This window comes from Leisingera sp. JC1, from assembly GCF_001679925.1.
Lineage (GTDB): Bacteria > Pseudomonadota > Alphaproteobacteria > Rhodobacterales > Rhodobacteraceae > Leisingera.
On sequence record NZ_LYUZ01000146.1, the window covers coordinates 1 to 9,934 of the forward strand.

General features: G+C 65.3%; 5 protein-coding genes and 1 pseudogene. All 6 read right to left on the reverse strand.

Translation table 11 applies throughout. The features are described from left to right. A pseudogene (locus A9D60_RS23265) lies at positions 1 to 843 on the reverse strand (hypothetical protein); the annotation flags it as partial. Next, entirely contained in the window at positions 840 to 1,778 is a 939-nt protein-coding gene (locus A9D60_RS23270) for a hypothetical protein (RefSeq protein ID WP_065269791.1), read from the reverse strand. The pseudogene A9D60_RS23265 and the gene A9D60_RS23270, both read right to left, overlap by 4 nt. Then, positions 1,775 to 2,464, reverse strand: a complete 690-nt coding sequence (locus A9D60_RS23275; protein ID WP_065269792.1) for a 4'-phosphopantetheinyl transferase family protein — start codon at positions 2,462 to 2,464, stop codon at positions 1,775 to 1,777. The genes A9D60_RS23270 and A9D60_RS23275 overlap by 4 nt, the downstream gene beginning before the upstream one ends. Then, on the reverse strand, positions 2,461 to 7,026 hold the full coding sequence (locus A9D60_RS23280) for a MupA/Atu3671 family FMN-dependent luciferase-like monooxygenase (RefSeq protein ID WP_065269793.1): 4,566 nt from the start codon (positions 7,024 to 7,026) through the stop codon (positions 2,461 to 2,463). Before A9D60_RS23280 ends, A9D60_RS23275 begins: the two co-directional genes overlap by 4 nt. Next, positions 7,023 to 8,033 (reverse strand): glycosyltransferase family 2 protein, encoded by a 1,011-nt coding sequence (locus A9D60_RS23285; protein ID WP_065269794.1) that lies wholly within the window; start codon positions 8,031 to 8,033, stop codon positions 7,023 to 7,025. Before A9D60_RS23285 ends, A9D60_RS23280 begins: the two co-directional genes overlap by 4 nt. 4 nt (positions 8,034 to 8,037) lie before the next feature. Beyond that, on the reverse strand, positions 8,038 to 9,934 hold a 1,897-nt coding region (locus A9D60_RS23290; protein ID WP_175393027.1), incomplete at its 5' end, for a thioesterase domain-containing protein.

Here is a 9,934-nt window from a genome sequence, read left to right on the forward strand (position 1 = left end):
GTAGTATCCGCGATGTCTTTGCCGATGATATTCACCCCAATGCGACCGGCTTCTACTTTCTGGCGCTGCTGCAATATGCGGTGCTGACGGGCAAGGATCCCGCCGGGCTGCCAATTCGTGGGGCGGCGCAGGATAGGGCTTGCCCCAGCGGTCCGTCAGCCGGTGCGGCAGCCCGGCGGGATCCTTGCCCGTCAGCACCGCATATTGCAGCAGCGCCAGAAAGTAGAAGCCGGTCGCATTGGGGTGAATATCATCGGCAAAGACATCGCGGATACTGGACAGCCCCGGCACGGTGCCTGCCTGGATCGCATCATCCAGCCGCGCCATTGCCTGCCCTGCAGGCAGCAGCTTCACCGAGCCGCCGGTGGCCGTGTTCACCTCTGCGACAACCGCCTGCCAGTGCAGCAGATCCTGATCCAGCCGCACCCGCCAGGGCACACCGGCCCCCTTGTCAAAGGGCACCTCTGTACTGGAGCCGCTGTTCAGGCTGTGCCAGGTTTCCTGCAGATAGAAGCGCACATCCGGGTTGGCGGCGCGGGCCAGCTCATAAAACTGCGCGACCGCTTGTTCCGTGCCGCTCCATTCCAGGTGATTGGCCAGCGGAATTGCCTCAGTCACGATCACCGCGTCGGCAGGCGCCCGCAGCCTTTCACGTGAATCAACGCCTTCGGCGCTGCCGCTGTGCTGCCAGTTGTAGCTGAGCGGCGCGCCATTGATGATTTGCGCTTCAACTGCGGTTTCCGTCTGGGTGTCCAGCAACTGTTCCAGCATTTGCGGATTGTCAGGCCCGAACAGCGAATGGCCGACCATCACGACCGAGGTGATCAGCGCATCCAGTTTCATCCGGCTGCTTCCGCCGCGGTCAGACCTGTGCGGGGCAGGGCGCGCACGGTGTCCCACACAATCTGCTGCACCCTGGCGGCGGCTTCAGGGCTGAACGTTACTGCCGGGCTGCCATCGGCGCGGGTCAACCGGTGCGGCAACCCAAAGGGCGAACGCTGGTACAGCACCGCATAATGCGCCAGCGCCACCACATATGCGCCCAGATCGTTGAAATGGATCGGGTCCTTGCTGCCATCCGGGGCGCGGCCGAACAGGTCCGCGGGTTTGGCGATGCCCTCCACTTCACCGCGCGCGCCTGCCCGAACCACTGCTGCCATCGCCTGTCCGCCGGGGATCAAATAGACCGGATGATCCGGGTTGCGGCGGCTGTCGCGGCTCAGCAGCTTTCCGGTCCAAAGCGCTTCAAGATCCGCGTCAATCCGGTTGAGCCAGCCCTGTGGATCGTCGATCCAGTGCCAGGTCTCATACAGAAAGATGCGGGTATCCGGCGAGGTGTCCCGTGCCAGATCACCCCATTCCCCCAGATATTTGGCTGCATCGAAGTACTTGATCGCATCGCGCAGCTCAACCATCTCGGTCAGCACCACGGCATTGTATTCGCCGGAGCCAATGGCCTCTTTAGCATCGCGGTAGGCAGGCAAGTGGTTGGCCGCGGCAAAGTCGAGGATCTCTTCCCCTGGCTCCCAATGCGCCCTCAGCGATGTGCCTGACCCCAGCTGGCTGTTGTATTTGTGCCCCTCGGGCGCCAGTTGTGCCAGCATGTGCGGCATGTCGGGACCGACCAGCGAATGACCGAGGTGAAACACATTCAGCGGCCCCTCGGGCGGATCCAGTGGCGGCGGCACCGGCACGGAACGGCTGCGGGTCGCAAACACCATCAGCCCCAGCGTCGCGGCCGCCGCACCTGCCGCGAGAATCCCCCGCCGCCCCATCATCCGCGCCCCCTTATTTCTGCCGTAGTCATGATCAGGCCCGCGCCAACCGCAAAGCGACCGCCTACCGCCTCGCCGCGTTTGAACGGTCCCCGGTCAGCGGTAAAAAACGCCTGATAGGCGCTTGCGGCCAGATCGAATTCCAGCTCCATCCCGTCAAAGCCGTAAAATGTCCGGCTCAGTGTATACTGCGCCTTATAGGCCGCTTCCTTGGCGGAAAAGATCACCTTGGCCATCTGGCCGGGATTGTCCTGCCGCTTTAGCCAGGCCTGTTCACGGCCGGAACAGATTGCCGGGAGCAGCTCATCCTTCAGCGGGGTGTCTTCCTCTACGTCGATACCCAGCCCTTGGACCATGCCGGACCGTGCCAGCACCGCCATGGCGCAGCTCTTGGTATGGGTGATCGAGCCCACCAGCCCTGCGGGCCAGACCGGCGCCCGGTCGCTGCCGACCTGCACCGGGGCAGGGGACACGCCCAGCTGCTGCATCGCCTGATGCACGGCGGACCGTCCAGCGGCAAACTCGTTGCGCCGTTTCGCAACAGCATTGGGTGACAGCCCCGCGGCTTCCTCTGCCAGCGGCGCAGGCGGCGTGCCCAGCGGGTCCGCCCCGGCCAGCGCCACATCGGCGGCAAAAAGCGGCCGAACCAGGGCCAGCCGCTCTGCCAGTTTGCTGTTGCTCTCCGTCATCCCGTCCTTGCCCTGCGGTTTGCCCGCATCGCCCGCCGTTTTGACATCATGTCGCTGCGGTCCGGGGCTGCGGCTGCCTCAGGCTGTTGTTCCGTATTTGCCGGGGTGCCTGCAAGCCCTTCGATGTGGGCGGCGAGCCCCGCCAGGGTCGGGAAGCGGAAAATATCGGTGATCGACAGTTTCGCGGTACCCAGTTCTTCGCGCAACTCCCGGTGCGCCTGCACCGCCAGCAGGGAATGGCCGCCAAGGGCAAAGAAATTGTCCTGCGCGCCTATACCGCTGACCCCCAGAATGCGGCTCCAGACCGTGGCAATCCGGGCCTGCGCACCAGCGTCCAGTGCAACGGCCGGGGCGGCATTGGCCTGCGCAGGCTGCGGGTCCGGCAGTGCCTTGCGGTCGATTTTTTTGTTCGGGGTCAGCGGGAAAGCGTCCAGGGAGACAATATGCGCCGGCACCATGACCTCAGCCAGCCGGGCCGCCAGCGCCTGTTTCAGGAGTTCCCCGGACACAGGCGCAGAGGCGGTGATGTAGGCAACCAGCTGCTCTGCACCAGCTTCGCCGCGCGGCACCGCCACAGCACCGGTCACACCGGGCTGCGCGGTCAGCGCGGCCTCGATTTCACCCAGCTCGATCCGCTGGCCGCGGATCTTCACCTGATGATCGGTGCGGCCCAGGAAAGCAAGGCGGCCGGTTTCCGTCCAGCGCACCAGATCCCCGGTGCGGTAGAGGGGTGTTGCAGCGAACGGTGCCTTTACAAAGCGTTCAGAAGTCAGGTCCTCCCGCTGCCAGTACCCCGCCGTGACACCCGCGCCGCCGATATGCAATTCACCGGGAGCCCCTGCCGGAACAGGCGATTGTTTCTCGTCCAGCACGTAGACCTGCGTATTGGCAACCGGCGTGCCAATGCCGGCTGTTCCCGCAGGGACGGTGCAAATTTTCTCTACTGTCGACCAGATCGTCGTCTCGGTCGGCCCGTACATATTGTGGATGTCCGCACGCGTGGCCTCGCGCAGCGCCTGCACCAGATCACCCGGCAGCGCCTCGCCGCCCACCAGCAGATGCTGTAACTGGCCCAGGCAGGCGCTGGCATCCCTGTCCGCAGCAATCATCCGCGCCATCGACGGGGTGCACTGCATGTGGCTCACGCCATGGCGTACGATCTGCGCCGCAAGCGAGAAGTCATCCGCCGCCAGTTCCTGCGGCGCGTTTGACAGGCGGAGAACCTCGGCCAGCGGCCTAAGCCCTTCCAGCACCACCTCCGGCGCGATGCCATAGTCGATCAGGCAGGCGATCTCGTCGACACCAATCCGCTTCAGTTCCTCGACCCGCTGGCAGGCGTCCTGGATGGTGCCGAACAGGCCGGAGTCCTCGAAATAACGCTCAAAGGCAAAATCGAGGATCGCTTCCAGATCCTCCTCCGACAGCATGCCGAGGTCCATCTCGAACGGGTTCTTCACACCTTCGGGTTTCTTGAAGGCGGGAAAGGCCCAGGCGTATTGCTTAATCAGCCCGGCGGCGGAACGCAGGTAATCCTTCATCGGCTCCCGCGCCACCTGGCGGGCTTCCTCGCGGGTCTCCGCCAGATAGCTGTGCAGCATCAGCGTGACCTTGAAATCCGCGGGGTCATGGCCCGCCTCGCGCAGGGCATCGTGGTAGATGCGGATCTTGCCCGCGACTTCCTCAATGCTCTGGCCCAGAAGGTGGGTCAGCACGTTCGCCCCGATCAACCCGGCCTCGCGCCAGGTTTCCGGGTTGCCCGCGGTCGTCACCCAGACCGGCAGTTCCTTGGACACCGGGCGGGGCTGGGTCAGGACGCTGTGCTCACCGCCACCCTTGCGGGGGAAGGCCACTTCCTCACCGCGCCACAGTTTGCGCACGGTTTCGATGGTTTCAAACAGCGCGGGCTTGTTGGCAGGCGGGGTGTTTTCGGGCCGCAGGATAAAGTCATCTGGCTGCCAGCCGGAGGCAAAACCGATCCCGGCGCGTCCGGCAGTCAGGTTGTCGATCACCGCCCATTCCTCGGCAATCCGCGCCGGATGGTGCAAGGGCGCCACGCAGGAGCCGGAACGCACGCCGATGTTCTGCGTCACAGCCGCAACTGCAGCACCGGTGACGGACGGGTTCGGGTAGGGGCCGCCAAAGGCATGGAAATGCCGTTCCGGGGTCCAGACCGCATTGAAGCCGTGGCGGTCGGCGAACTTGGCGCCTTCCAGCAGCAGATGGTATTTCTGCGGGCCTGGCCCGTCGTCGTTGCCCCAGTAAAACAGGTTGAAATCCATCTTGCGGTCGCTGAGCGCCACCGGCCCCTTGGACAGCTCCAGCCGGCTTTCATCGCTGGACAGCACCAGCTTCAGCCCGCGCGTGAGCGTCCAGAACAGCTCCAGCACGGAAATGTCGAAACTGAGGCTGGTCACCGCCAGCCAGGCATCGCCGGGCTGGTGCGGGATGCGCTGATCCATGCCGGTAAAGAAGTTCGACACATTGGTGTGGGTGACCATCACCCCCTTGGGCTGGCCGGTGGAGCCGGAGGTGTAGATCAGATAGGCCAGATCGCTGCCTGCTGCACCGCCGTCAACGTTTCCAGTCTCTGGTGCCGCAGAAACTGTTTCGATCTCCAGCACCTGCGCATCCGACGCAGGCAGGCTGGCTGCGAGCTCCCTTTGCGTAATGATCACCTGCGCTCGGGAATCGCTGATGTAATGCGCGATCCGGTCAGCGGGGTAGGCGGGGTCCAGCGGCACATAGGCGCCGCCGGCCTTCATCACCCCAAGCGCTGCAAACACCAGCTCAGGCGCGCGGCGGATATGGATGCCGACATGGCTGCCCGGTTTTACGTTCATTTCACGCAAGCGCCCTGCGACCGCATTGGCCCGCGCGTTGACCTCGCTGTATGTAAAGCTCCGGTCCTCGAACACCAGGGCGATGGCATCCGGGGTCTTTGCAACTTGCGCCTCAAAAGCTGCGTGGATGGTCAGGCCGGCCGGGAAATCCGCAGCGGTCTGGTTCCAGTCCTCCATCAGCATCTTGCGTTCCGTCTCGGGAAGGGCAGGCAGCTCCGCAACGGTCCGGCTGCCGTCTTCAGCAATGGCGTTCAGAACCGTTTCCAGCCGCGCGGCCAGCAAGTCCACGGCTTTTACTGTAAGGGCAGCTTTGTCGAAGTGCATCGCCAGGACACCACCGTTCAGGGAAACCGTGGCAGCACAGCCCTCAATCGCCGCATCTTCCCCCAGCATCAGGCCGATGCCGGGCCGGGCCTGCGCTGCGATCTCCGGAGCTCGGGCCACCAGATCCTCGGCAAAGCCGCCGGATTGCCGGGCCATGGCAATGTCTTGCGCGGTTCGCTCTACTAGGGCTGCAACACTTTCCTGCCGCTGCGCCTGCAGCGGCACCCAGTCGGAGACTAGGCCCGGCAGGCCCTCCATTCCTGCCACCGAAAGCGCTACATCGCCGACCTCCGCACCGCTGCTGAGCAGGGCAAAGGCAAGGGCGCAGGCAGCAGCCTGTTCTTCGCTGAGACCGCCGGGCAGGGCAATGTCCCGGCGGCTGCATTCACCGCTGAAGGTGCCTGAGGCCAGCGGCACCTGGACCGGCTGCATCGCGGCAAGACGCCGGCGCCAGTGGCCTTCGCCCCCTTGGACCGCAGCAAGACGGGCGGTGAGTGCCCCGGTCTCTGCTGCGGTCAGGGAGGGAACCGTGTCGCCAGGGCTGGCCAGTTTGGAGATGTCGAGCGGCTGGCCGGCAGGCGTGGTCAGACGGGAGAGCGTGAGGGCGCCGTCACCTGCGGCGACGGTCAGCCTGTCTTTGGCGATTTCCAAAATGGTGCCTGTGGCGCTGCTGCCCTCAGTAACTTCCGCGGCGCCAGCCAGCAGGACGGTCCCGCCGATCCGCAGCTTGGCGGCGCACATCGGGTTCCAGTAACCGCCGGTGTCCAGCGCCCGCACCAGCCGGGCCAGCTCCGCTGCCGGGCGGGAGAAATTGAGCATGCCGCCTGCCGCCGGACGGTCTGACTTCTTGAACAGGCGGCGCTGGCTCAAATCCTGTTTCTGCCGTTGCAGATCACCGCTTTCCAGCTGCGGGACGACCTCTCCGAAACTGTCCATTGCGGCGGCATAGCATTTTGAGTTGAGGCTGAAGGCGGTTTCATCCGGTGCCACATCAAACAGCCGCTGGGCCAGGATGTCGCCTTCATCCACACCGCCCTCGATCAGGTGCCAGGTGATGCCGTGCTGCGGCTCGCCATTGATCAGGGCCCAGTTCGGGGTGTTGAGACCTGCGTAGCGGGGCAGCGGGCCGTCGTGGAAATTGACCGCGCCCTTTGCCGCCTGCGTCAGCACCGTATCGGGAATAACCGTGAGGTTGGCGATGGACAGCAGCCAGTCGAAACCGCCGCTGAGCTCAGCGGGTGTGCTCAGAACGACCAGCCCCTTGTCTGCGGCCCAGGCGCGGATGTCCGCGTCCCGAGACACCACCGCCCGGATCTGGTGGCCGCGTGCCAGCAGCGCATCGGCGCAGCCGATCAGAAGGGACTCATTGCCAATCAGGGCACAGGTGAAGGCGGTCATTTCTGCTCCTTTGCAAGCGGAGAAGGGAGGCGCGTTTCCGAAGGCGGCAAGCGGCGCGGCGCAAACACAGCGCGCAGGCTGTGCAGGCAGAGATCGCGCAGGAAATGCGGCGGATCGGCCTGCGGCTTGTTCTGGATCAGGCGGCGCAGGCCATAGATCAGGCTGCCGCTGATACGGGCCAATGTGGCCGCGGCGGCATAGGCGCGGCCGTGGTTCTTGACGAAGTAGTGCAGGCGCGAGTCGAACCAGTACTGCGGCGTGCGCTGCCAGCCTTTCATGCCGGTTGAGGCTGAGCCGATATGCGCCACCTCGCTGGCCGGCACATAGTGGGTGCGCCATCCGGCGCGGGCGGCGCGGCGGCAGAGGTCGGTTTCCTCGAAATAGAGGAAGAAAGTCTCGTCAAAACCGCCAGCGGCTTCAATCGCCTCGCGGCGGATCATCAGGCTGGCGCCGGCGGTCCAGTCGACTTGCACCTCTGCCTGCGGCAATTCCATGGTGACGACCCAGGGTTTCAGCAGCCGGGTGAAAATGCCGGTGCGGACACTAGCCTCGAACTCCCCTGCGATCGAGGGAAAGCGAAAGGCGGTCCTGTGCGGCGCACCATCTGTTCCGCGCACATAAGAACCTGCAAGGCCCGCGCCAGGACGCTCCAGCAGGAAATCGCGGAGGGTGCGGATGGTGTTTCCCTGCACAAAAGCGTCTGAATTCAGAAGATAGTAGAACTCCGGTGCGCTGCCGTCTGCGAGGCCGGTGTTCAGGCCAATATTCATGCCTGCGCCAAATCCGCCGTTCACCTGCGAGGCAATCACCCGTACCCGGTTGCAGTCCAGCCAGCCGCGGGTTTCTGCCGCTGCCCGGATCTGGTCATCGGAGCCGTCGCCGGAGCCGTTGTCGATGATCAGCAACTCGCCCGGCAGGTCTTCCAGCTCGCGCAGGGCGGCTTCGGCGGCCTGCAATGTCATTTCCGGCGTGCGGTAGTTCAGGATGATGATCAGGACACGCTGCATCCGGCTACTCCGCCGCCTGCAGGCCGGAAAGCGCCGGCCGCGCCGTTGCCTCATCCTCGGCTGCGTCCAGCAGCTGTTTCAGCTGCCCGGCCAATACCGCGACATTGGGCACCAGCACCATGCTGTTGTGATCGCCCGGCACCTCGAAAACGCGGGTGTCGGGCGCCCATTTGCACCAGTCGTTGTCGTCATAAACATATTCGCGGGTGGTGCTGACCCAGCCGCCGCCGGACACCCGCCAGCGACGGTCGAGCGGCGGACGGAACAGCGCAACGGAACCGTCCCAGGGATGTGTCCGGTAAGTGCCGATGGCGGTGCGGAAGGCGGCCTCCATCTTCATGTTATCGAACTCTGCCACGCCGGGTGCGGGCGGCGGCGCCTTGCGCCGTTCGATTTCCCAGGCCAGCCGGGTGCGGGCCCAGTCCAGCAGGTAAGCGGGGCCGCGCTCCTGGAACTGGCGCAGCTTGATAAGCGCCTTGTCCTTACGGCTGAGCTCCGGGCGCACGGGCAGCGGCGTGTCAAGCATGACGACGATGGCGGTCTCCTCCCCTGCCGCTTTCAGCTGCTGCGCCATCTCATAGGCGGTGATGCCGCCGCCGGAATAGCCGCCCATCAGGTAAGGGCCGCGGGGCTGCACCTGGCGGATTTCCTGCAGGTAATCGCGCGCAGCTTCCGCAATGGAGTTATGCGGTGGCTCATCACCCACCAGCCCCTTGGCCTGCAGCCCGTAGACCGGGCGGTCCTTGCCGACCAGCAGCGCCAGATGCCGCAGGTTCAGCACGTTGCCGAACATGCCCGCGACCAGGAAGAAGGGGCGCCGCCCGGTGCCGTCACCTGGATGCAGCTGCACCAGATGGGTGAATTTCGGCTGTTCCTCTGCTGCCTGCGGGGTGTCCCCCGGCTCTGCCGCAACGCCGCCGCCGGTGCGTTCGATGATCCGCTCTGCCAGCGCGGCGACGCTGGGGGCCTCGAACAGAACCGACAGCGGGAATTCCACATCAAAGGCGCGTTTCACCTGAGCAAACAGCCGCACTGCAATCAGGGAATGGCCGCCAAGGTCAAAGAAACTGTCCTCGATCCCGACCTGGCTGACGCCCAGGAGGGAGGCAAACAGCTTGGCCAGCTGTTCCTCAACCGGGTTGCGCGGCGCGACATAGTCGGTGTCAAGCTGCGGACGGTCGAAGGTCTGCGCCTCCGCCGGGGCGGGTGCGCTTTGCTCCGCCTGGGCGATCAAGGCCGGCAGGTCGAGCGAGGAGACCACGACCTGCGGCAAGCCAGCGGCCAGCGCGCGGGCCAAGGCCTCGCCGCCGTCCTCCGCCTTGATGCCGTTTGAAATGTTCAGCTGCAGGCGCCGTTCCTCGGGTGACAGCGGCTGCGGGCTGCTGGCGGATTCCAGCCCCAGCCGGGCGGCAGTCGCATCCGCCTCGCCCTGTTCGGCAGCTGCGTCGAAACCGCCCGCCAGACGCTGCATCCGGAAGCCTTCTATGTCCACCAGCACGGTGCCGTCCGGGCCGGTCAGGGTCACGTCAAAGGCTGCCGATCCGCTGGCGTCGCTGCCGGAGAGGCGCATGTGGCTGAAGACTTGCGGAGTCAGCGGTGCAAAGACCCGGATGGTTCCATAGGAGACCGGCACCCACAGCGCAGTGCCCTCATAATCCGGGATCAGCCGCATCGCCCAGCCGGTTGCCAGATCCAGCAGGCCGGGGTGAAGCAGGCAACCGTCAGCCGCCGCCGCATCCGGCAGCGACAGGGCGGCAATCCCTTCGCCGTCCCCCAGTGCGGCGCGCTCCAGCACCTGCCAGCGCGGTCCGAAATTCAGATGCGCTTCCTGCGGGGAACGCAGGCGCCCGCGCACAGGCGCCTGCTCCTCCGGGCATCGGGTGAAAATCGTCTGGAGGGGG

Excerpts from the sequence above, each read along its gene's own strand:
- A9D60_RS23280 (WP_065269793.1), bottom strand. The coding sequence starts at position 7,026 with ATGACCGCCTTCACCTGTGCCCTGATTGGCAATGAGTCCCTTCTGATC.
- A9D60_RS23270 (WP_065269791.1), bottom strand. The coding sequence starts at position 1,778 with ATGATGGGGCGGCGGGGGATTCTCGCGGCAGGTGCGGCGGCCGCGACG.
- A9D60_RS23285 (WP_065269794.1), bottom strand. The coding sequence starts at position 8,033 with ATGCAGCGTGTCCTGATCATCATCCTGAACTACCGCACGCCGGAAATG.
- A9D60_RS23275 (WP_065269792.1), bottom strand. The coding sequence starts at position 2,464 with ATGACGGAGAGCAACAGCAAACTGGCAGAGCGGCTGGCCCTGGTTCGG.